16 protein-coding genes and 1 pseudogene are annotated in these 21,675 nt (G+C 68.7%); 9 read left to right on the top strand and 8 right to left on the bottom strand.

Annotation, left to right across the window (positions count from 1 at the left end; all coding sequences use genetic code 11):
• Positions 1 to 159: 159 nt before the first annotated feature.
• Both recF and gyrB read left to right on the top strand, forming a co-directional pair.
• Positions 160 to 1,326: a DNA replication/repair protein RecF gene (gene recF, locus GXW71_RS22215; protein WP_211854878.1), complete on the top strand. Its 1,167-nt coding sequence runs from the start codon at positions 160 to 162 to the stop codon at positions 1,324 to 1,326.
• A 56-nt stretch (positions 1,327 to 1,382) separates the two neighbouring features.
• Positions 1,383 to 3,824 (top strand): DNA topoisomerase (ATP-hydrolyzing) subunit B, encoded by a 2,442-nt coding sequence (gyrB, locus tag GXW71_RS22210; RefSeq protein ID WP_211854871.1) that lies wholly within the window; start codon positions 1,383 to 1,385, stop codon positions 3,822 to 3,824.
• Positions 3,825 to 3,896: 72 nt separating this feature from the next.
• Here gyrB and GXW71_RS22205 read toward each other — a convergent pair whose 3' ends face one another.
• Positions 3,897 to 4,607 (bottom strand): molybdate ABC transporter substrate-binding protein, encoded by a 711-nt coding sequence (locus tag GXW71_RS22205; protein WP_246526777.1) that lies wholly within the window; start codon positions 4,605 to 4,607, stop codon positions 3,897 to 3,899.
• Between the two features lie 264 nt (positions 4,608 to 4,871).
• Between GXW71_RS22205 and GXW71_RS22200 the strand changes: the two genes are divergently transcribed.
• Entirely contained in the window at positions 4,872 to 5,540 is a 669-nt protein-coding gene (locus GXW71_RS22200; RefSeq protein ID WP_246526776.1) for an aspartate/glutamate racemase family protein, read from the top strand.
• A gap of 108 nt (positions 5,541 to 5,648) precedes the next feature.
• On the opposite strand, the pseudogene GXW71_RS22195 reads toward GXW71_RS22200, so the two are convergent.
• The 3 genes and pseudogenes from GXW71_RS22195 to GXW71_RS22185 all read right to left on the bottom strand — a co-directional run.
• A pseudogene (locus tag GXW71_RS22195) lies at positions 5,649 to 6,078 on the bottom strand (HAD-IC family P-type ATPase); the annotation flags it as partial.
• A gap of 114 nt (positions 6,079 to 6,192) precedes the next feature.
• A complete protein-coding gene (locus GXW71_RS22190) occupies positions 6,193 to 7,362 on the bottom strand; it encodes an MFS transporter (RefSeq protein WP_211854870.1) in 1,170 nt (389 codons plus the stop codon).
• A gap of 304 nt (positions 7,363 to 7,666) precedes the next feature.
• Complete coding sequence (locus GXW71_RS22185; protein ID WP_246526775.1) at positions 7,667 to 8,056, bottom strand: nuclear transport factor 2 family protein; 390 nt, start codon at positions 8,054 to 8,056, stop codon at positions 7,667 to 7,669.
• A gap of 281 nt (positions 8,057 to 8,337) precedes the next feature.
• Here GXW71_RS22185 and GXW71_RS22180 point away from each other — a divergent pair, with 281 nt between their 5' ends.
• The 4 genes from GXW71_RS22180 to GXW71_RS22165 all read left to right on the top strand — a co-directional run bounded on the left by GXW71_RS22180 (position 8,338) and on the right by GXW71_RS22165 (position 16,837).
• On the top strand, positions 8,338 to 8,547 hold the full coding sequence (locus tag GXW71_RS22180; protein ID WP_211854869.1) for a hypothetical protein: 210 nt from the start codon (positions 8,338 to 8,340) through the stop codon (positions 8,545 to 8,547).
• 241 nt (positions 8,548 to 8,788) lie between these two features.
• A complete protein-coding gene (locus tag GXW71_RS22175) occupies positions 8,789 to 10,087 on the top strand; it encodes a surface lipoprotein assembly modifier (RefSeq protein WP_211854868.1) in 1,299 nt (432 codons plus the stop codon).
• Between the two features lie 23 nt (positions 10,088 to 10,110).
• Positions 10,111 to 13,713 carry a hypothetical protein gene (locus tag GXW71_RS22170; RefSeq protein WP_211854867.1) on the top strand — a complete coding sequence of 1,201 codons (3,603 nt, stop codon included), beginning with the start codon at positions 10,111 to 10,113 and terminating at the stop codon, positions 13,711 to 13,713.
• A 7-nt stretch (positions 13,714 to 13,720) separates the two neighbouring features.
• Positions 13,721 to 16,837, top strand: a complete 3,117-nt coding sequence (locus tag GXW71_RS22165) for a CHAT domain-containing protein (RefSeq protein WP_211854866.1) — start codon at positions 13,721 to 13,723, stop codon at positions 16,835 to 16,837.
• A 66-nt stretch (positions 16,838 to 16,903) separates the two neighbouring features.
• On the opposite strand, the gene GXW71_RS22160 is transcribed toward GXW71_RS22165, so the two are convergent.
• From GXW71_RS22160 to GXW71_RS22150, 3 genes are all read right to left on the bottom strand, one after another.
• The gene (locus GXW71_RS22160) at positions 16,904 to 18,058 is read right to left on the bottom strand and encodes a helix-turn-helix transcriptional regulator (RefSeq protein WP_211854865.1); all 1,155 of its coding nucleotides are present in this window, start codon (positions 18,056 to 18,058) and stop codon (positions 16,904 to 16,906) included.
• A 116-nt stretch (positions 18,059 to 18,174) separates the two neighbouring features.
• A complete protein-coding gene (locus tag GXW71_RS22155; protein ID WP_211854864.1) occupies positions 18,175 to 19,392 on the bottom strand; it encodes a helix-turn-helix transcriptional regulator in 1,218 nt (405 codons plus the stop codon).
• Positions 19,393 to 19,508: 116 nt separating this feature from the next.
• On the bottom strand, positions 19,509 to 20,159 hold the full coding sequence (locus GXW71_RS22150; RefSeq protein WP_211854863.1) for a LysE family translocator: 651 nt from the start codon (positions 20,157 to 20,159) through the stop codon (positions 19,509 to 19,511).
• Positions 20,160 to 20,450: 291 nt separating this feature from the next.
• Between GXW71_RS22150 and GXW71_RS22145 the strand changes: the two genes are divergently transcribed.
• On the top strand, positions 20,451 to 20,819 hold the full coding sequence (locus GXW71_RS22145; RefSeq protein WP_211854862.1) for a hypothetical protein: 369 nt from the start codon (positions 20,451 to 20,453) through the stop codon (positions 20,817 to 20,819).
• 13 nt (positions 20,820 to 20,832) lie between these two features.
• Positions 20,833 to 21,006, top strand: coding sequence for a hypothetical protein (locus tag GXW71_RS22140; RefSeq protein WP_211854861.1), 174 nt, complete (start codon positions 20,833 to 20,835; stop codon positions 21,004 to 21,006).
• A 120-nt stretch (positions 21,007 to 21,126) separates the two neighbouring features.
• Here the strand turns inward: GXW71_RS22140 and GXW71_RS22135 are convergent, their stop codons facing one another.
• Positions 21,127 to 21,573 carry a MucR family transcriptional regulator gene (locus GXW71_RS22135; RefSeq protein ID WP_211854874.1) on the bottom strand — a complete coding sequence of 149 codons (447 nt, stop codon included), beginning with the start codon at positions 21,571 to 21,573 and terminating at the stop codon, positions 21,127 to 21,129.
• Between the last annotated feature and the right edge of the window lie 102 nt (positions 21,574 to 21,675).

Below are 21,675 nucleotides of genomic sequence, written 5' to 3'. Positions count from 1 at the left end.
CACGGCGCCGTTGCGCCGTGCGACCCCTTCCCAATTCGGGCTCTAAAATGATCGGGGTGCAGGGGCCCTAGGCTCCTGCCGGGTGAGGTCTGGAGAGGGCGGAGCCCTCTCCAGGAAGCCACCCTCACCCCCTATCTAGCACCGCATGCGAGACTGCCGCTGACCCCCGCCCTCAGCCTCTCCCGGCTCATTCTCCGCGACTTCCGCAGCTATGCCGCGCTGGAGGCGCGCTTCGCCGCGCCCGTGGTGGTGATCACCGGGGAGAATGGCGTCGGCAAGACCAACCTATTGGAGGCGATTTCCCTGCTTGGCCCTGGGCGGGGCCTTCGGGGCGCGCGGATGGGGGATCTCGGCCGCCGGGTGGGAGAGGCGCCGCCGCTGCCCTGGGCGACCTCTGGCCGCTTCGAGACGCCGATCGGGCCCTTCGACATCGGCACCGGCACGGCACCCGATGGCGGGCCGGAGCGGCGCGCCTGGATGCTGGACGGGGTCGCCCAGAAATCCTCGACGGCGCTGGCGGAGCGGGTGGCGGCGGTCTGGCTGACCCCGCAGATGGACCGGCTGTTCCAGGAGGGGGCTTCCGGGCGCCGGCGCTTCCTGGACCGCCTGGTCTGGGCGCTGGAGCCCGCCCATGCACGGGAGGTGGCGGCGCATGACCACGCCATGGCCGGCCGCAACCGGGTGCTGGCGGAGGGCCGCGGGGACGCCGCCTGGCTGGCGGCGCTCGAGGAGCAGATGGCCCGCCATGCCGTCGCGGCCGTCGCCGCCCGCCAGGCGCTGGCGCGGCGGCTGAACGCCGTGCTGGCGGGGGGCCAGGCGACCGGCGCCTTTCCGGCGGCCCGGATGGCGCTTGCCTGCCAGATTGCGGCGGCGCTGGAGGCCGGGCCGGCGCTGGCGGTGGAGGAGACGCTGCGGGAGGGGCTGGCCGCCGACCGGCGCCGGGACGCGGCGGCAGGTGGGGCGGCCCGCGGCGCCCATCGCACCGACATGACCCTGATCCACCTGGAGAAGGACCAGCCGGCGGACCGCTGCTCCACGGGGGAGCAGAAGGCGCTTCTGGTGGCCGTCGTCCTGGCCCATGCGGCGCTGATCGCGGAAGCACGGGGCTTCGCGCCGCTGCTGCTGCTGGACGAGGTGGTCGCCCATCTGGACCAGCCCCGGCGGGAAGCGCTGTTCGCGGCGCTGGCGGCGCTGCCCGCGCAGTCCTTCCTGACCGGCACCGATGCCGCGGTTTTCAGCCCGCTTTCGGGCCTTGCCGAGGGCTTCCGCGCGGGCGCCGGAATCATTGTTCCGGATGCCGATTACCCCCTGCCGGAATCGCGCTAAAATCCCTATATTCCAATGCGATCCCTTCTTCCTCCGACCTGGAGTTTCTCGCCGGCATGAGTGACGCCGAGCGCGCCCCGGACAATGGCGGTTCCGAGGCCTATGACAGCGCATCCATCACCGTACTCCGCGGCCTCGAAGCCGTCCGCAAGCGCCCCGGCATGTACATCGGCGACACCGATGACGGCTCGGGCCTGCACCACATGGCCTTCGAGATCATCGACAATGCAGTCGACGAGGCGCAGGCCGGTTTTGCGACCGCCTGCTTCGTCACGCTCAACGGCGACGGCAGCGTCACCGTGCGCGATGACGGGCGCGGCATCCCGATCGATATCCATGAGGAGGAGGGCATCAGCGCCGCCGAGGTGGTGCTGACGCGGCTGCACGCCGGCGGCAAGTTCAACCAGAACAGCTACAAGGTCTCGGGCGGCCTGCATGGCGTCGGCGCCGCTGTCGTGAACGCACTGTCCGAATGGATGGAGGTGCTGATCTGGCGCCAAGGCCAGCAGTACCGGCTGCGCTTCGAGCATGGCGAGACGGTGGTGCCCTGCACGCTGCTCGGCCCCGCCACGCACGGCAACGGCACCGAGGTGACCTTCAAGCCCTCCTCCGGCACCTTCACCAAGGTGGAGTTCGACTATGCGGTGCTGGAGCGCCGCCTGCGCGAGCTCGCCTTCCTCAATTCCGGGCTGAAGGTGGTGCTGCGCGACGAGCGCCACGCCGAGGTGCAGGAGACGCTGTTCCACTACGATGGCGGGCTGACCGCCTTCGTCGAATGGCTCGACAAGGGCAAGGCGCCGCTCTTCGCGCAGCCCGTCTCCGCGCTGAGCAAGGAGATCGAGGGCATGCGCGTGGAGATCGCGCTGCGCTGGAACGACAGCTATCACGAGACGATGCTCTGCTTCACCAACAACATCCCGCAGCGCGACGGCGGCACGCACCTGGCCGGCTTCCGCCAGGCGCTGACCCGCGTGGTCGCGAAATACGTGGATGCTATGGCGAAGAAGGACAAGCTGACGCTCGCCGGCGAGGACATGCGCGAAGGCCTGACCGCGGTGCTCTCCGTGAAGGTGCCGGACCCGAAGTTCAGCAGCCAGACCAAGGAGAAACTGGTCAGCAGCGAGGTGCAGCCGGTGGTGCAGGCCGCCTGCGCCGAGGCGCTGACCCATTGGTTCGAGACGCATCCGAAGGAATCCAAGGAGGTCGTCCAGAAGGTCCTCGAAGCCGCGATGGCGCGGGAAGCGGCGCGCAGGGCGCGTGAGGCGACCCGCAAGACCGTGCTCGGCGTTGCTTCTCTGCCCGGCAAGCTCGCCGATTGCCAGGAGAAGGATCCGGCGAAGAGCGAACTGTTCCTGGTCGAGGGCGACAGCGCCGGCGGCTCCGCAAAGCAGGGACGGAACCGCGCGCAGCAGGCGATCCTGCCGCTCAAGGGCAAGATCCTGAACGTGGAGCGCGCGCGCTTCGACAAGATGCTGAGCAGCGCCGAGATCGGCACACTGATCACCGCACTCGGCACCGGGATCGGTCCGCTGGATCCGGAGCGGCCGACCTTGCCGCACTTCGAAGTCGACAAGCTGCGCTATCACCGCATCATCATCATGACCGACGCGGATGTGGACGGATCGCATATCCGCACGTTGCTGCTGACCTTCTTCTTCCGTCAGATGCCGGAGCTGATCGAGCGCGGGCATCTCTATATCGCGCAGCCGCCGCTCTATCGCGCCAAGCGCAGCAGCGACGAGCGTTACCTGAAGGACGATCGCGCGTTGGAAGATTTCCTGCTGGAGAAGGCGCTCGCCGGCGCGCGCATCGAGCGCGCGGATGGTGAGGTGCTGGATGGCGATGCCATGCGGGAGGAGGTGGAGTTCCTTCGCCAGGCGCATGGCCGCATCCGCAGGCTCGCCGGCCGCGTGCCGCCGGAGATCGCGGAGCAGGCGGCGCTGGTCGGCGCGCTGACCATCGATGCTGCGCGCGCCCCTGCCGCGGCGCGGGCGCTGGCCGAGCGGCTGAACGCGCTGGCGCCCGCCAATGAGCGCGGCTGGATGGTGAGCGCGGATGGCGAGACCGTGACGCTGGCGCGCACGCTGCGCGGCGTGACCGAGCGCCATGTGCTGGACACCACGGCGCTGCGCAGTGCCGACGCGCGCTGGCTGGAGGAGCGGCAGGATCGCTTCGCGCGCGACTTCGCGGAGGGCACGCGGCTGGTGCTGGATGGGCAGACGCAGGCGGTGAACGGGCCGCTCGGCGCCTTCGACCGCATCCTGGCGCAGGGCCGCAAGGGCCTGTCGATCCAGCGCTTCAAGGGCCTGGGCGAGATGAACCCGGAGCAGCTCTGGAAGACCACGCTCGACCCCGCCGCGCGCACGCTGCTGAAGGTGCGGGTCGAGGACCTGAAGGATGCGGAGAGCGTCTTCTCCACCCTGATGGGCGACGTGGTGGAGCCGCGGCGCGAATTCATCGTGGGCAATGCGCTGAAGGTCGCGAACCTCGACGTGTGAGACGCGCCTGTGAGTCGCCACTGAACTTCCCCCGTGCCGCGAGTTTCTCCCGGCACGGGGGGCCCTAAAGCTCTAGGCCGCAGGATCGACGCCGCTCGCGAGGTAGGCCGCCGTCGCCCGCTCGCCATGCAGCCCCGCGAGGAACGCCTCCGCCGCGACCCGGTGCGCCGATTGCGCCATCATCGCCGCCGAAAACGACGAGACCTGCTGCAACTCCTCGGGGAACTTGCCGGCCACCTCGATGCCGGGCACGACGAGGAGTTCGCTCACCTGCTGCACGGCCATATCGGCCTCGCCGGTGACCAGCTTCTCGGCGGTGAACCCGGCCGGAATAACCGTCGCGCGGCTGCGCACGGCATCGGCGATGCCGAGCCGTTCAATCACCGCCTCGAAGTGAATGCCGCTTGCTCCGGCCCGCGAATAGGCGACGGAGCGCGCCTGCAGCAGAGCCGTCCTGAAATCATCGACCGAACCGATCGCCGGATGCGCCGCACCGCGCGGCACGGCGAGGCCAAGCCGGGAATGGGCCACTTCCACCCGCGTCGCGGGATCGATCTTGCCTTGCTCGACCAGCTTGTCCATGGACTCCCGGATCAGCACGAGCACGTCCGCCTGCTCGCCACCGGCGACCCTGGTCATGATCAACGTGGTCGGCACCCATTCGATCGCGACCGTGTTCCCGGTGCGCATCTCGTAGTCCGCGACGATGCCGCCCTCGAAGGCACCCCGCACGGCGAGCCCGGACAGGATGCGAAGCGTCACGCCCGATGCTGTTGTCGTCATGATGTCTGCGTCTCCCCGATGGAATGCATTGGCTTGATCGTCGGCTCAGACCTTGCGTGGTCACGACGTCGACCGGCGGCGCAATCCTGAGGCCTGTTTCGTACGACCATGCGCGCCTTTCTCGGTCAAGCTTCTGCCGCAACGCGGGCGGGCCGAAGGCGCTTTCGGTGGCGCATGTTTGGATGCATAAGAACAGCAGGTGGATGGGCTCGGATCCGCGCCCGGGCCATCCAGGTGGAACGTCCGTCAACATGGGGTCCCGCAATGCCCTGCCGCATCGTGCTCCTTCATGCCACCCCGGTGGCCATGCAGCCGATCCAGTCCGCTTTCGCCGAACGCTGGCCGGAGGCGGAGATCGTCAACCTGCTGGATGACGGCCTGTCGATCGACCGTGCGCGCGAGACGGAGCTGACCGAGGCGATGATCGAACGCTTCGTCGCCTTCGGAACCTATGGCTACCGCACGGGCGCGGACGGCATCCTCGTCACCTGCTCGGCATTCGGCCCGGCCATCGACCGGCTGATCGAGGCACTGCCGGTCCCCGTGCTGAAGCCGAACGAGGCGATGTTCCAGGCGGCCATCACCCGCGGCGGGCGCGTCGGCATGCTGGCTACCTTCCAGCCCGCGGTGGCGACGATGACGGAGGAGTTCGACGAGTTCGTCGCGCGCTCCGGCCGACCCGCGAGCCTGACAACGGTGCTGGTGGCAGATGCGATTGACCTGCTGAAAAAGGGCGACGCGGACACGCATAACCGCCTTGTAGCCGCCCGCGCACCGGAGCTCGCGAACCATGACGCCATCATGCTCGCGCACTTCTCCACCTCTCGCGCCGCGGAAGCCGTCCGAAACGTCGTAAATGTCCCCGTGCTGACGGCGCCGCACGCGGCGGTGGACCGCATGCGCGAGATGATCGACGCCCGCGCCGGAGCCTGACCGCCGTCGCACTGGTAGCCTCTGGCGGGCCAGCCCGCGGGCACGGCACCTGCAGCGGGTCGGCCCCGGCACTGACGCACGCGGACCGGGAGCGGGCCGCGCCGGCAGCTACAGGCGCAGGGCCCGAAGCCGCAGGGCGTTTCCGATGACGGACACCGAGCTCAGCGTCATGGCGAGCGCCGCGACGATCGGGCTCAGCAGCATGCCGAGGAACGGGTAGAGCACGCCCGCCGCGAGCGGCGCCCTTCACCAGCGTCACGCCCGCGCTCTGCATGGCCACATCGGTGCCGGTGCCCATGGCAATGCCGACGTCCGCCTCAGCCAAGGCGGGTGCATCGTTCACACCATCGCCCGCCATGGCGACGACCTTGCCCCCGAAGCGAAGCCTGCGGACGATGCGGTTCTTGTCCTCCGGCAGCACGTCGGCCTCGACCTCGTGAATGCCGAGCTTCCCGGCCACAGCCTCGGCCGTCGTCCGGTTGTCGCCGGTCAGCATGATGATGCGGATGCCGTCGGCGCGCAGGCTCTCCAGGGCGGCGGGCGCACAAAAGGCCCGGGAGGTTGCAGCGAGCACAGCGAAGCTGAAACCGCCAGTGGCCCGATTCCGAAGTTCGCCGCCAGGTGCGGGGAACGGAAGGGGCAGGACACCAGGCTATCTGCTATCGCCTGACCGCAGGAACGCCTCGTGGAGCGCCAGCAGGATCAGCGCCGTGACGACCACGGCCAGTCCGATGATCTCCAGCCCGAAGGAGCGCGTCAGCACGCCGATGAGGCCGGTCAACGCCGCTCCGCCCAATGCGGCGGACGCGATCTGGAAGCCGATGGCGCTGTTGGCATGCTCGCGCCCGACCCGATCAGGGGTCAGGCTGATCAGGGAGGCGAAGATGGGCGCGAGGAAGAAGCCCATCATCATCAGGCCGAGCAGGGACAGCTCTCGGGTCGGCCCAAGCCAGAGCAGCATCGCCCCCATGATGCTGGCGACAAGGCAAAGGCGCAGCGAGAGAGCAAGGGGCAACCGGTCGGCGACGGCGCCGAACAGGACCCGCCCAAGCATCAGGCTGCCCCAGTAGAGGCTGACGAACAGCCCCGCGGTGGTGTCGGGCACGCCGCGGCCAAGCGTCAGCAACGAATAGCTCCACTGCGCCACCGCGAGTTCGACGCCGGAGTAGAAGAAGAAGGTCGCCATCCCGAGCCATACGGGAAGGCGCCGCAGCGTATCGATGGTCCTTGCCGCGGATGCGAGTGGGGCCGCTCCGCTCGCGCCCTTGGCGTCATGGTGCCAGCGCTCGCGGGTCGCGAAGAACGTCATGGCCAGCAGCATCTGGGCGGCGCCCACGACGAGATAGCTCCAGCGCCAACTGAGCCCGGCGCCGAGGACCGCCGTCACCACGAGCGGGCCGATCGTGGTGCCGAGGCCGAAGAAGGCGTGCAGCCAGTTCAACGTGCGGGCACTGAAATGTGCGGCGCCATAGGCGTTCAGGCTGGCGTCGACCGCACCGCCGCCGAGCCCGGCTAGGAACCCGAGTGCCACCATCAGCGGCCAGGCCGGTGCGAGCGCGAAGCCCAGGAGGGCCGTTGCCGCGGCGGCGGTGGACAGGGCGAGCAATGAGCCGATGGGCAGGGCGCGCATGACCGCGCCCCCGAGAAAGCTCGACGCGAGATATCCGACGGTGGTGACGGCCACGAGCACGCCCAGGGCGTCCAGTGGCACGCCGAACGCCATCCGGATGGATGGCCACGCAACGCCGATCACGCCATCCGGCAGCCCGAGGCTGGTGAAGGCGGCAAAGGACAGGGCCGCCAAGAGGCTGCGTTTCGACATCTCGGGTTGCTTCCAGTGCGGCGGCGACGTCGTCCTGCAAGCGGCCGGAGCGTGATCGGTTGAGGGGGATCACTGAAAATCGTGAATCACGGGATCAAACAAAGTGGCTGGGGATGGCCGAGCTTCAATCCCGGCGGCAAGCCACAGCATCCAGGCACCTTGTCAGCTCAAGTTCCGCCAGGACGGATGATGAGGCGACAACCCGACGCTTGGCGTGGGTGACCGGTCCAAGCCGCGCCCAGCCACCACCGCCCCCCGCCTATGACCGTGGGGGCCGCTCGCTGCCGCCATTCGCCTGCCGCCCTCAGCCCGAGGCGGCGCTCGCCCCATCCCAGGCCTGGACGGTCAGGTGCCGGGCAATCCGGCCGCCGGACAGGTCCAGCGTCATCGCCGCCATGACACGGCAGCCATCGGGGTAAGCGCACTCCTCGACGAATGAGATGCGATCGGGCCCAGCCACCTCGTGTCCGACCCGATGCGTCATGTCCCGCCCGCATACGTCTCGCCAGAACGCTTCGATGGCGGCCTTGCCGGTCACCCTCATTGGCGCGCTCGGGGAGTGCTGGAAATCCACGACGGTCATCTCGGCGTCTTCGGCGTAGAGGCTGACCAGGGCCGCCGTGTCGCCCTCCTCCAACGCGCGTTTCAGCTCTTTCACGTCGAAGGCTGTGGCCGCTCTTGTCTCGCCCATCATCGTCAGCCCTCCCGTTTGTTCTTGGACCCAGTTCGCGCGTCGTTGGTTCGAGGTTACTCCTCCCGGCCACCAGCGTTCCAAGTTTTCAGTAGGCCGAGCTAGGCGGCGTCCGCATGGGCTGGTGCACAAGGGCAAGCTCCGGCGATCCCACGCTCGACCGTCCTCGGCCGGATGCCCGGCTGGGGATGCGCTCAGTCAGCCGGGGCACCGAAAGCTCTCAGGCTTGGCCAACTCCAAGCCTCCTCGGCGGTTATTCCCAGGGATTGTGATGGAGAGGAGCGATGGCGGACGAAAAGCCAGTCCCAGCCAGCAAAAGCCCGGTACCCGGCAGCGCGAAGAAGGAAGGCATCGACCTTCGCAGCACCGATGCTCATGGCAAGCAGGCGGACGATGTGAAAAGCCATGCCGAACGGGCAAGGAAGAAGGAGACCGGCACCAAACATCCCTCGGGCGAGCCGGACGGTGCGATGAAAGACCAGACCGCGCGATAGTGCCAGTCGGCAAGGAGCAATCAACGCCTAAGCAGGGTATGGGCTGGTAGCTCGTCCAGCTCAGTTGGCCGGTCACACGGGCACCGCTGCAGCAAGCGCGCAATCACGTCCCTGTGGGTCCTCCGATCGGAGGATGCACCCGGGCAGGGCGGCAGGGCAGCGTTTCGGGAACGAATGCAATCGTATTCTCCGAAAGGCCCCGATCTCGATGCTGAGTTGGAGACGACCTGCCCTGGCAGCGATGCTGCTCGTGCTTGCAGCAACGCCCCTTGCAGCGCAGGACCAGGTCACACTCGACCAGGCCTTCGCGGCGATGATGGCGCGGCCGGGCGACACCGATCTCGCTATGCGCTATGCGCGGATTGCTGCCGCGCGCGGCGAAACCCGCAGCGCCATCGTCGCCCTCGAGCGCGTCCTTCGCATCAATCCCGCTCTCGACAACGTCCGCCTCGAGCTTGCTTCCCTCCGGCTGGCGGAGGGCTCGCCCGATCTCGCCGGTGCCTTCGCCGCGGAGGCCCTACGCTCACCGGACATGCCGGAAGAAGTGGCGCCGCGCGCCGCCGCGTTGCAAGCGCAAGCGGACCGATCCTCCGCGCGTTCCCTGCTCGAGATCAGCCTCTTCGCCGGTGCGCGCTACGACACCAACGCCAACGAGGCGACGTCGCTGGGCACTGTGCCTGTCTTCGTCCCCGTGTTGCAGGACTTCTTCCAGATCAACGCGCCGGTCCGCGGACGCTCGGACTGGAGCGCGGTGCTGGGTGCGAGGGTGTACCACCGCTACGACCTCGGCCTGCAGCGCGAAGGCGCGTGGGAGACCAACTTCTCCGCCTTCGAGCAGCGCTTCGCCCGCATCCCGCGCGCCTATGACCTGAGCCTGCTCACCTTCGATACAGGCCCCCGGATCGGCATCACCGATTTCGACGACGGTGCCGCGCTGCTCGGCGTCCGGCCCTTCGTGTCGCTGGGATGGCTGGGCTATGGCGGTCGGAGCTACAGCACCCTCTATGGCGGCGGCGCCAGCCTGGAATTGCGCGTTCCGCCGCGCTGGACGATCGAGCTGACCTGGGCCAGCCGGTTCGGCAACTACCAGAACAGCGATTTCCGCCCCACCGCGCGCGACTTCACGGGAGCCGAGCACAGCCTCAGCGCCTCCGTCGCTTACCTGATCGATCAGAACACCCGGATCACGGCGGGGGTGTACGGGGTCCGCGGCGGCGCGCGGCAGCCATTCTACGACCGCAGCGGCTGGGGCGCCTTCCTGGCGGCCAACACCACCATCAACCTGACGCAAGGCTACGCGATCGGCGCGTCCGCACGGGCGGGTTACCGCCGCACCGCCTTCGACGACCCGGATCCCTCGATCAACCCGGACGTCAGCCGCAGGGACAACCGCTACGAGGTGGGCGTGCTCGCGATCTTCCCGATCACGCGGGAGCTCGCGGTCACCGCTGAATATGAATGGTACTCGCAGCGGAGCAACTACGGCTTCTACCGGTACGACAATCACGCCGTGACCATCGGACTTCGGCTGAGCCTTTAACCCTCTGCGCTGGAGATGCCACCATGGCTGGCAAGGTTCTTCGCCTCTCCGGAGTGAGCGCGAGCCGGATCGCGCTCCTGGCATCTGCTGCGGCGCTTGCGCTCCTCAGATGCCAGGACGCCGCCGCACAAACCATCGGCGGGCCCGCCCGACCGGCACCGAGCGTCGCGCCCGGCGCGGCGCCGCGCATGCCCGACCTGCCGCCGGTCAACAGGGCGGCCTCCGTCCGTTCGGCCACGGCGCCGGCCAGCATCTCCGCCTTCATCCTGCGCGGGCGCGCCGTGCGTGGCGCGGCCGCGGCGGATCCGCAGGCCCCGACCCGGCTTGCGGCCGGGATGCGCGTCGAGAGCCCGGCTGGAACATGGACCGAAATCGCCTTCAGCGACGGCAGCTCGATCGTGCTCCAGGCCGGGGCCGACTTCACGCTGCAGGGCATAGCGATGGAAGGTGGGCGTGTGGTGATCAGGGGTGCGGCCAGCCGCGGCAGCCTGCGCGCGAGCACCTCCGACACCGTCGAGATGCTCGTCCAGATCGGGGGAACCGAGGTGCGGGTGGTCGGCGCCTCCGCCGTGATCGAGGCGGGTGCAAACGGTGCCGCGACGATGCTGAGCGGACGGCGTGTGACCGTGCGCCGGAGCGGAGGTGCGGAGGAGGTCATTCGTCGCCCGGGCTTCGCGGTTGCACTGGATCGCGGTGGCCCGGAGCGCCGCACGCGCGGTCAGATGGCGGCGAGCCTCGAACCCTTCGCGCCCGTCCAGGTACCAGAAGGCGGGGCGCAGCCCTCGCCCGCCACCGCGAGCCCGGGAGAGCTCGCTGGAGCGCAGTCCGTACCGCCCGAAACGGAGCAGCACGCGCGGCGCAGGCACAGCGAGACCCAGCTTGCGGCGCTCGGTGCGCCCACAGCGCGGGGAACGGCGCTTTCCACCGGTGTGGGATCGTATCTCGCCACCCCGGCGGCGGGCTCGGCGATTGCGGGCGGCGGCACGGCGCTGCAAGGCAGCACCCAGGCGAGTTTCAATGCCACCCCACTACCGGGAACCGCGCAGGACGGCGTGCTCCTCGGCGGCGTGCACGCGCGGATGGAGCTCGGCACAGGCCGCGTGCGCAGGTTCCCCGCGGAGGCGGCGGGCGGCAACCCTCGCCGCGTCGACGCCGGTCAAGTCGCGACAGCAGGCACGGTGGGATTGGTCGGAGCCGCCTTCGCGGGGCCCGCCGGAACCGGAAGCCCTGCAGCGTCCGATCTTGTGGCCAACATCGGCATGGTGACGCTGACCGCCTTCTCTCCTGGGCCCGATGCCGCAAACATCGTCGAGATGCCGCGGCTTGCCATCAGCACGGGTCGCGAGCCCACCGCGACGTGGTACCGCAACGCCGATCAACGCTTGCTGGGGCAGATTGCCCTGCCCGATCGCCGAGACCAGTCTGGAGCCATCCAGGAGACCTCCCGCTCGATGGAGGTCAGGGCGAACTCGGTCTATACGCTTTTCGCCACGCGACGAGTTCTGTTCTCGACTTACGGGCTGAGCGACAGCGACGCCATCGCCGGTCTCGAGGCTGCGCTTCGGGAAAGCGGCTTCTACGACAGCCTGGATCCGGCGACCGGGACCGTGACGGCGTTCACGCCGTTTCCCATGCACATCATGCTGGCGTACCGCAGAAGCACGGTGCTCGAGACCAACTTGCAGGCGATGCCCGCCGACACGAGCCCAGGGGGCGTGCAAACGCCGACCGGATTTCCAAGGACCGTGGATGGCCGCGGCGTTCTCGCGTCGCTGCCCGATGGCGGCGGGAGCATCATGTACTTCGCGAGCGCCGATGCCGCCGTGCCGCAGGCGGCCGTCACCGGGGTCACAAACAGCAACCCCGAGGGCACTCGCTTCAATGAGCGCATTCCGCAACAGGCGCCGAGCCGCTTCACGCTCATCTACGACACCATCGTCAGCGGCAGCAGCCCGGCCTTCGCGACACAGGTACGCCAGGGCACGCTCGTGGAAGGTGAGCGGTATTTCGTGATCGGAGGCACCCCCGTCCCGGGCACCGCGACCGGCATGCCGGGCATATCTGGCGCCGGTCAAGTGACGCGCTACGCCATCAGCGATGGCCTGAACCCCACCGGCGGCCTCGCCATGGGACAGACGATCGAAGCGCAGTTCCGCGGGCCCGGCGACCCGAACCAGCCCGTCCTCTTCAACCGCTACAACGCCTCCCGCCCCGAAGGCACCTTCGCCGGTGACGGAGTTCGGGCTGATACGCATCTCCTGGTCGCCAGCGGCAATGGCGCAACGCCGAACGTCGCCATGCGCGCCGACCTTGATATCGTACCGGGCGGCGGCAGCTCCGCCTCTATCTCGGTCGGCGGCGTCGGCCTCGACCGATCCGGCGTCAGCCTCGTGCTGTCCGGCAGCACCGTGGGCACTGCCCGGCTCGGCGGCGGGCCGGTTGCCATCGGCGGGCGCTTTGGCTCCCTCGGCACCGACGCGACCGGGACCCAGGCGCATATGTTCTACGGAGCGGAGTCCGGCGAACAGGTCGGGCACTTCGCCGTCGGCCAGCAGGATGTGCGCCGCGGCTCTCCCGGCGCCGATGGTGGCCAGCCCGGTACCGTCGAGGTCCTGGGCGGTGCCTCGTCGCCCTTCGGCTTCACGCGCCTGGCGACGAATGTCACTGCCCGGACGGGCCAGCCCAGGCCCGCTGATATCGCCCCGCAAGGCGGCGCAGTCAGCTTCCTCGGCTTCGCCACCGGCTTCGTGGAGACGCCGCAGGGCGGCCAGCTCAACCTGCACAGCGTCAGCGCGCCTGGTTACGGCATCGCCATCGAACGTCCGGAGGGCTCCAACGAGTTCGCGGCAGTGATCGACCTGACACCGCGCGCTCCAGGCCAGATGGCGCTCAACCCCTTCGCTGCCGGGTCGACAAACGGAGCAAGCGGAACGCAGCGCCTCGAGTTCGGGGCCCGTGACCCGCGCACCGGCCAGCCGACCACGGCCTGGGTCGGCGCCGGGACCTTCGCCGCCGTGCGGCCGGGAACGGTCGCCGCGGACGGCGTCACCACGCGCGCCGACGGCGCGGCGCTGGTCAGCGTCGACCCCACCCTGCAGCAGGCCGTCCCCGCGATGCCTGGCTACCAGATGCCGACGAGCAGCGAGCATATGGCCTGGGGCTTCTTCATGGGCGACCTCGTGAACGACAGCGGGGGTACCCGACGCGACCACGCCAATCTCGGTTTCTGGGTGGCCGGGCGGCCGGTGGACTTCGCGACGTTGAGCACGCTTCGCGGCACCTTCACCTACAGCGGCGGCATGCTGGGCACGGCGGCGCAGAACGGTGGACTGCGAGTGGCGGCTGGCGGCTTCACCCAGACCTGGGACTTCGGCAGCCGCAGCGGGCGCCTCGCCGCGACCTTCGACGGCAGGGACTACAACGCCCGTGTCGCCATGCTCGGAACCAATCCGGTCTTCACGGGCAGCGGGCTGGATGGCCTGCGCGACCGCCGGATGGTGGTGCAGGGCGGCTTCTTCGGTCCCGCTGGCGCCGGTGCCCCGCCGCCAACGGTGGGCGGCGCCTTCGGTATCGCCGGAAGCGGTTATGCCGCGAATGGCATCTTCGCCGGTCGGCGCGCACCATGAAGAAGCGATGGGCATCCGCGCCAGCCTAGCGGGACTGTTCCTGGCGCTGGCGGCCTTGCAAACCACGCAGGCCGCCGCGCAAGGGCGCCCGCCAATCGCAACGCCCCCACCCGCGGAGGCCGTCCTGCGCAGCGCGCGGCAACTGCAGGAGAGCGGCCGCCCGGACGCCGCGCTGCGCGAGATCGGTGCCTATCTCGCGCGACCTGGCCATCGCGCGAGCCTAGACCTCGCCGTCATCCGGCTCGAAGCGGCGCGCGCGGGGGTCGCCGCCGAGCGCCCGGATGCCGCGCGCACCCATCTGCTCGCGGCCACGCGGCTCATCGAGCAACTGCGCCCCGAGCAGCCGCTGCTGGCCCGCTTCCAGCGCGAGCTCGCCCGCGTGCACGAGAGGCTTGGCGACATCCCTAGGGCCGGGTCCCTGCTGCAAGACACGCTGACGGGACTTCGAAGCCATGACGCGGCGGCAGCCGCCGAGGCTGCGAACGCTCTCGGCGTCATCCTGACGGAGCTGGCGCGACCAGAGCAGGCCTTGCTGGCGCTGCAGGTGAGCCTGGACCTGCTTTTCGAGGCTGGGATCACCGGTGAGCCGGTCGTGACGGCGCTCGTCAACGTGACCAATGCCGAACTGGAGGCAGGGCGGGTCGACGCCGCACGGCAGGCGGCAGAGCGTGCCCGGCTCGCCGCCGAGGGCAACCCACAGCTTGCTGCCGTCGCGCGATTTGCACTGGCGCTGGTCATGCTGCGGGAGTCCGACCTGCTTGGCGCGGAGACCATCCTCGTCGAGTTGGCGCAGAATGACCGGCCGGACAACCTTCGGGGTCACGCCCTGAACCTCCTGGCGACGTCACGCTTCAACCGCGGTCAACACCCGGAGGCAGCAGAGGCCGCCTTTCGCGCACTCGATGCGTATCGCGACGCTCTCGGGGACCGCCACCCAGCCTTCGGGCGGGCGCTGCACACGCTCGGCATCATCCACGTCGAGCTCGGGGCGCCAGCCGCCGCGAGAGCATTCCTGGAACGCAGCATCGCCGTGGCGCGTGCCGCGTTTGGGCAAGAAGCCGTTCAGACGCATCTCTCGGGCGTCGAGCTCGCCGCCCTCGAAGTTCAGGCGCTTTCGGGGGTCGAGTCAGCCGAGCGGCGTGCGCGCGCGGCGCTTGGTGCCATGCAGGCCACGGCACTCCCCGATCGGCGACCGGAGGCACTGGCGACCGTGGTTCTCGGCCGCGTCGCGGAAGCTCGTCGGCAGATTGCCACGGCAGCCCGGCTGTACCGGCGGGCGCAGGCAACTCTCGAGACCGCGCGGGGTCCGAACACGCCCGATCTGGGATTCTCGCTCGTCCGGCTCGGCCGGATGCTGACACGGGCGGGGCAGTACGCCGAGGCCGCGCCTCCACTGGATCGCGCAATAACTATCTACGAGCGCGTCGGCGGCGCCGGGACAGTTCGGCTGGCCGAAGCGATGACGGCGCGTGCGGAGCTTCGCGCAGTCTCCGGCGATCGGCGAGGAGCTTTGGAGCAGATCAGGCGGGCCTATACCCTCCTGTCGGACCGGGTCGCGGCGGGAGAGGCGCCGAGCGGCGCAGGCGAGGCGCAGCACCGCAGCGCGCGTGCACTTTTCGCTGCCCAGGCGATGCTCCTGCGGACCCTGATCGATCTTGACCCCGCGGCCTTGGAGGAGGCGTTCGCCGCATCCCAGTCATCGCTGATCTCGCGCGCCGGCGAGGCGCTCCGCCGATCGTCGCTCCGCATCATGGCGGGCGCGGGCTCGGAGGCCGCACTGCTGCGTGCGCCGGCGGAGGCGGCGGAGAGCCTCCGCCAGACCGATGCGCTGGTGCTGGAGGCAGCCGCCAAGCCTGGCGGTTCTGGCGAACTGCAACGCCTGCAGACACTCAGGGCCGAGCAGCTGCGGAGCCTTCAGGCCGCGAGTACGGAACTTCGGCGGCGGAACCCGGCCCTCGCCGAGTTCCTTCAACCCCGACCAGCCCGGCTCAACGAGGTTCGCGAAGCGCTCGCCGATGACGAGGCGGTGCTGGCGCCGCTCATCTCCGAGGATCAGACGATCCTCTGGGTCATCACCCGGTCCACGGCGCTCGCCGTACCGGTCGACTTGAGCCGCGACGCGCTGTCTGCGCTGGTTGACCGGATCCGCGGAAGCTTGGACCTCAGCCGACCTGGTGGACCGCCGGCGTTCGCCCGCGACGCTGCCGAGGCGCTCCACGCGGCGCTGGTTGGTCCCGCGGAGGCGACGGGCGCAATCGCGAATGTTAGTCACGTCCTGCTCGTACCGGACGGCGCATTGCAGCGTCTTCCCCCGCACCTGCTGGCCAGGCCAGGCGGGGGTTGGCTCGTCGATCGCTACGCGACCTCGATCCTGCCGTCGCTCTCGGCATTCGCCTCCGTGAGGGAGGCGGCGCGGCGCAGCTCGATGGCCTCACGCGCGCTGCTCGGGGTGGGCGATCCAAGGCTCTCCCGGTATGGCGCGGCCGCTCCAGGCAGCCGCGGCGTACCAGCTTCGGTGCGGAACGGTCTTTCGGCCCTTTCGGAGCTGCCGGAGACCGCGCTGGAGCTTCGCGCGCTCGCCGAGTTGCTCGGCTCCGGCGAGAGCACGGTTTTGCTCGGACGCGACGCCACCGAAAGGGGTCTGGCGGAGGCCGGACCGGAGCAGTATCGCTACCTCGCGTTTGCGACCCACGCCGTCATGGCGGGAGAAATTCCGGGGTTGGCCGAGCCTGCAATCGTGCTCACGCCGAATGACGAAGAGGTCCCCTTCGAAGGATTGCTCACGGCCTCCGATGTGGCGGCCATGCGGCTGGATGCGGATCTTGTACTGCTATCGGCCTGCAACACGGCCGCTCCGGAGGGCGGCCCCTATGCGGAAGGATTGTCGGGTCTTGCCCGTGCCTTCCTCCAGGCTGGGGCGCGCCGCCTTTTGGTCAGCCACTGGGCGGTCAACAGTCAGGCTGCGGTGCTGCTGACAACGGCCTTCGTCGCGGCGCGCACGCGGGATCCTGGTGCTCGACCCGCCGCCCATCTCCAGGAGGCCATGCGTCATCTTCTACGCCTCCATGACGGAGTGGCGGGCCATCCAGCGTACTGGGCGCCGTTCGTGATCGTGGGTGGCTAGTCGGCGCTGAGGCGCTCGGCAATCGTCCGCTAGCTGGAGACCAAGGCACCTCGGTGGCGCCTGGACTTACCTTCTTCCGAGGAACCGTTCGCTGACAGGCAAGTTCGCGAATAGGCGCGCCAAGCCAGATTGAGATCGAACCCCGGTCTTGTCGAAGCACCGAAGCAGATGTGTCTTTACCGTCGTCGGCGCGATCCCCAAAGCGGCAGCCGCCTCGGGAACGCTGAACCCGCCAGCGATCAGTGCCGCAACCCGCGCCTCAGCCGCCGTGAGGCCAAAGGCTGCACCCGCGGCATGCGCAGTGAGCGATGCCTGCTGATCCGGATCGATGACCAGGACCATCGCGCGCGCCGCCTCGTTCAACTCCCACAGCGCGAATGCCGGTGGAGGAAGCGGGACGAGCATGAGGATGAGCGGCGGCAATCCGGATGGACGCGTGAGACGGAGAGGCGGAGGCAGAATGTCCTCCCCGCCCACGGCAACCGACAGCGCGGTCGCGATGGCGCGCGAGATTTCCTTCGTTTCCTGCGGGAGAGCGGCTGCGAGCCTAAGTCCGCCCGACACGTCGACGCCAAGCCCGTCGTGTCGCCTGAGAAGCGCTTCGGCGGCAGAGTTGGCGTGGCTGATGTGCCCGCCACGGTCGAGGAGAAATGCGGGGCCGGGCATGAGGTGGAGCACGCGGGTCAACTGCCGCGTGCCGTCGGCGTGACGCCCAAGTGCGAGAGATGTCTCGAGCGCTCTCGACAGGTGCGAGCGGATCCCTCGTAGACGCCGAAGCCCTTCCTCGGCGCGATCGGAGCCGCGCGCGGAGAGTGTGAAGCCAAAGCCGCCTAGGCTGCCGCCTTCGGCGAGCACAGCCTCCTTGACGTTGATGATATTTTCCACGCTCTGGGGAGCCAACACATCGGCGTAGAACTCGGAGCGACGCAGCTCACTGGTGTCGATCAGGCTGTTGGCGATGATGGGATGGCTCGGCGGCACATCCTTGATTGCGACCGTCCAGGGGTTCATCAGATGCCTGTCGAGGAACAGTTTCCCGAGGTCTTCCCTAAGCCTGCCGTTGATGAGGAACCCGCGCTGCGCGCGAGGCGCGATGTAGGCGAGCATGCCACCGGTCGCACCGACATGGTCGGCCACCACGGTCAAAACGGCAGGCCAGCGATCAGGGTGAGCGGCAGCAGAGTAGATTGTGTCGATAAGCGTCGTCTGGCTGTGAGGCAAGTTCGTTCACTCCGCCTGCATGTCGTCGAGAATCTCAGTCTCAGGATTTCCGCAGAGCTCCATCTCTCGGCGAGCGCATTGTCTGCCTCGGCTTTGGGCGTATGCAGCGGCCGCGCTCAGGATTGCTCGCGCGGCATCAAGGGAAGCGAGGCAAGCAGCCTCGCAAGCGCCACCTGAGACCGCACGCCGGCCTTGTCGAAGCAGCGAAGCAGATGGGTCTTTGCGGTCAGGGGAGAAATCCCGAGTACTTTGGCAGCCTCGGGCACGCTGTTCCCCGCGCCGACCAGGGCCGCGACCCGGGCTTCGGCTGCGGTGAGGCCCACCGCCCGCCGCAGCGCTTCTGCCTGCGCTTGCGCCGGAGCATGGGGATCGGCGATCTGCACCAGAACCCGGGCACCAGCATCGGCCGCATCCCAGATCGAGAATGCGGTCGGCGGCAACGGCGTGACGAGCACCAGCAGCGCCGAGCGGCCGGAGGGACGCGTCACAACCAGCGGCTCGCCGGCGTCTCCGCTATCGCCACGCGCCACGGCCAGCGCGCCTGCGATAGCCGCGGAAAGCCGCCGGGCTTCGGTGCGCCCGTGCGCCGCAAGGACCAAGCCGTCGGCCCGCCTGGCGAAGATCCCGTCGCCCTCATGGAGCAGCGCCTCGGCGCCGCTGTTCGCTCTGAGAATACATCCCTTGCTGTCGAGAAGCAGAGCTGCTCCCGGCATGGCGTCGAGCATGAGGGCAGTCTGCCAGGTGGCGGCGTGGCTCCGCTCCGTGTGCAGGCTGAGATCGATCGCGCGGGACAGGTGTGGAGCCAGCCGTCGCAGGCGAGCCACTGCCGACTGCCTACCCTCGAGTTGCCGCTTTGAGAGTGCGAAGGAAATTCCGCCGCTGCTGCCGTTGCGGGTGAGGCTGGCGTGCGGCAGCACCACCTGATCCTCCATCGCCTGTGGCACAAGGATGTCAGCATAGAAGGCGGAGCGTCGCAGAGATGCCACGTCGACCAACTGGTTGGCGATGTAGACCTGACCTGGCCGTACCCGCGCGAACGCTCTCGCATACGGGTTGTCGGAGTAGTCGCGGAAGTAGGGCGCCACCAGATCCGCGCGGAGCCGTTCCTGGACGATGAACGGCGGGCACCCGGCGCTTCCACTGTGAATGAGGAACGCACCGGTGGCGCCGATGTGGTCCGCGAGCATGCGGAGGGTTTCAGGCCAGCCTCCGGGGGCGGCCACGGCGCTGTAGATGGCGTCCACGGCTGCGCCATGATCAGGAGCTGCTTTGGTCAACGCGTCACCCTCCTGCGCGCATCGGCACGGAATGCGTTCATCGGATGCACGCAGCATGCCGCGTCGTTCCCTTGGAGCGCAGTGACTTTCGTCCGGGCAGGCCGGCGACCTCATGCCATACCGACGCCCCAGCCCTCATTCGTGAGGGGATCCGACCTTGACCGGCAGTACGACTACCCGGGCCCGCTGGCGCAAAGCGGCCAGATCGCCGCGCCCGCGCACAAAAAGAAGGCGCACCCGATGGCCGCCTCTGGCCATCGCGCATTGCTGCTCATTCGCATGCGCCACCCCGACCGGACCAGGAGCATGCCCACCGCGATAAACCAGCCGGTGGCCATTAGGGCGACAAGACTGCATGCCGCGATTGCGACCGGCAGCTCTCGCGTCTCGCGGTGTGCCAGGAAGAACGCCGCGAAGAATGGAACCGTAAGCGGGTTGCTCATCGCGGCCACGGCCCCGAGCCTGAACTGAGCCGCGTGGCGGATCTCGGGCGACGCGGAGGTCGCATCCGCAACGCTCCCGACGCGGCGCAAGGTCCGCCAGCCGGACCGGATCAGCAGCAGCGCGAACACCACGCGACCGGCGGCTTCCGCCCAATCCAGGACCGCGCCCTGGAGGCTCACCAGGCTGGCGGCGAGAACGGCGCATGATGCTGCAACACCGGCGCCGATGCCGATCCCGCTCGCTGCGGCGACGGTGGCTCCCGGTGACCCGGAAAGGCTCGCGCGGATGATCAGCAGGAGGTTTGGACCGGGCGACGAAAGGACAAGGGCGTAGGCGGGTATCAACCCGCTGAGCAATGCGACGAGCGACGATGTAGCCACACGCGACCCCCATCCGAGACGGCGTCGCAGTCAGCCGAGGGGCAGGCTCGGGGTCTATCCTCTGATCGGAGGATAGACCTGCAGGGGTGAGCTTTCGATCTGTATGGTAAACGACTTGTGATCGAGTTCGAAACGGCATGGCGCGCTGGAGTTATGCCCAGGTTCGAGCCGCTCACATGCTTCCAACGTGCAGTCGTCCGCGCACGCATTTTTCGTCCCGGGCCTCCTCCGATCGGATGAGGCCGAGCAGGAGCTGCGCGCTTATGACCCGCCGGTTGAAGGAGACCGCCGATGCTGCCAATGAAGTGGGTGCCGAGCGCGGCGGCGCGGATCGCCGCGATTTGCCTCGGGACAGCACTCCCCGCGTGCTCCCTGTTCACCGCGCATGCGACCTTCACGTCCACAATGAACTACCCGCGCAGCTCCGCTCCTCCGAGCGAGATCCAAATGATCTTTCGCGGGAACGCGCCTGCTCGCGACTTCATCCGTGTCTCTCAACTCAATGCAGGCCGGAGCGATTATCAGAGCAACGAGGATCTCTTTCAGGCGATTCGCCGGGAAGCAGCAAGGGCCGGGCTCGATGGCGTCGTCGATCTCCAATGCGTGCCCGGCTACTCCTACGCCTACCAATGTGTCGGAACAGGCTTCGTCTATCGCTAGGCAGCCCATCAGGATGCGCGGCGGCTGCTCACCGGGCGGATTGCTTGCGGCGCTGATCGATCACCCGACGAGAAAGCCCGTCATCCCCCGCCGCCGCGACCCGGCGCCGGTGGTCTCGCGGGCGCAGGCGCGGGTGATCTCGATCCTCTGCGCGTCGATGCAGCCGCTGTCGTCGGACAGCAGGTGAGCGATCGGGGCTCATATCGCCCGCGATAGCTCAGAGCCCTCCCGCTCCGCTTAGGAATACGCCGACCGGTCTCCCGAGCCGCGGTCCCAGGGCTCAGCCGCACCTCGCTCTCGAGAAAGCTTAGGCCGCCTTGCCGCCCGCCCTGCGGCCGCGCGTGGGCCGGGCACGCGGCTTGGTGCCGAGGCCGATCTTCTTGGCCAGCGCGGAGCGATGCGCGGCATAGTTCGGTGCGACCATCGGGTAGTCGGCCGTAAGGCCCCAGCGCTCCCGGTACTGCTCCGGCGTCAGGTTGAAGGCGGTCTTCAGATGCCGCTTCAGCATCTTCAGCTTCTTCCCATCCTCGAGGCAGATCAGATACTCGGGCGTGATCGACTTCTTGATCGGGACCGCTGGCTGCGGCCTCTCGACGACTGGCGCCGGCGGGGTCTCGATGCGCGACAGGGTCCGGTAGACGTCCTGGATCAGACCGGGCAGATCAGAAAGCGGCACGACATTGTGCGAGACATGGGCGGCGACGATTTCCGCCGTGAGACTCAAAATATTCCCGCTGGCGTCGTTGTCAGGCATTTGCGATCCGTTCTTTGCTTCAATAATTGTATACGCATCTGGAGATTCGAAGTGCAAGTCAATATCGGTAGCGGATCCTGGAGGCCGCCGGGTAAGTAACTG

Origin of the sequence: Plastoroseomonas hellenica, assembly GCF_018129085.1 — a bacterium.
GTDB classification, from domain to species: domain Bacteria; phylum Pseudomonadota; class Alphaproteobacteria; order Acetobacterales; family Acetobacteraceae; genus Plastoroseomonas; species Plastoroseomonas hellenica.
This window is presented reverse-complemented; position numbering and strand designations above follow the sequence as displayed.

Excerpts from the sequence above, each read along its gene's own strand:
- gyrB (WP_211854871.1), top strand. The coding sequence starts at position 1,383 with ATGAGTGACGCCGAGCGCGCCCCGGACAATGGCGGTTCCGAGGCCTAT.
- GXW71_RS22205 (WP_246526777.1), bottom strand. The coding sequence starts at position 4,607 with ATGACGACAACAGCATCGGGCGTGACGCTTCGCATCCTGTCCGGGCTC.
- GXW71_RS22200 (WP_246526776.1), top strand. The coding sequence starts at position 4,872 with ATGCCCTGCCGCATCGTGCTCCTTCATGCCACCCCGGTGGCCATGCAG.
- GXW71_RS22190 (WP_211854870.1), bottom strand. The coding sequence starts at position 7,362 with ATGTCGAAACGCAGCCTCTTGGCGGCCCTGTCCTTTGCCGCCTTCACC.
- GXW71_RS22185 (WP_246526775.1), bottom strand. The coding sequence starts at position 8,056 with ATGATGGGCGAGACAAGAGCGGCCACAGCCTTCGACGTGAAAGAGCTG.
- GXW71_RS22180 (WP_211854869.1), top strand. The coding sequence starts at position 8,338 with ATGGCGGACGAAAAGCCAGTCCCAGCCAGCAAAAGCCCGGTACCCGGC.
- GXW71_RS22175 (WP_211854868.1), top strand. The coding sequence starts at position 8,789 with ATGCTGCTCGTGCTTGCAGCAACGCCCCTTGCAGCGCAGGACCAGGTC.
- GXW71_RS22170 (WP_211854867.1), top strand. The coding sequence starts at position 10,111 with ATGGCTGGCAAGGTTCTTCGCCTCTCCGGAGTGAGCGCGAGCCGGATC.
- GXW71_RS22165 (WP_211854866.1), top strand. The coding sequence starts at position 13,721 with ATGGGCATCCGCGCCAGCCTAGCGGGACTGTTCCTGGCGCTGGCGGCC.
- GXW71_RS22155 (WP_211854864.1), bottom strand. The coding sequence starts at position 19,392 with ATGCTGCGTGCATCCGATGAACGCATTCCGTGCCGATGCGCGCAGGAG.
- GXW71_RS22145 (WP_211854862.1), top strand. The coding sequence starts at position 20,451 with ATGCTGCCAATGAAGTGGGTGCCGAGCGCGGCGGCGCGGATCGCCGCG.
- GXW71_RS22140 (WP_211854861.1), top strand. The coding sequence starts at position 20,833 with ATGCGCGGCGGCTGCTCACCGGGCGGATTGCTTGCGGCGCTGATCGAT.
- GXW71_RS22135 (WP_211854874.1), bottom strand. The coding sequence starts at position 21,573 with ATGCCTGACAACGACGCCAGCGGGAATATTTTGAGTCTCACGGCGGAA.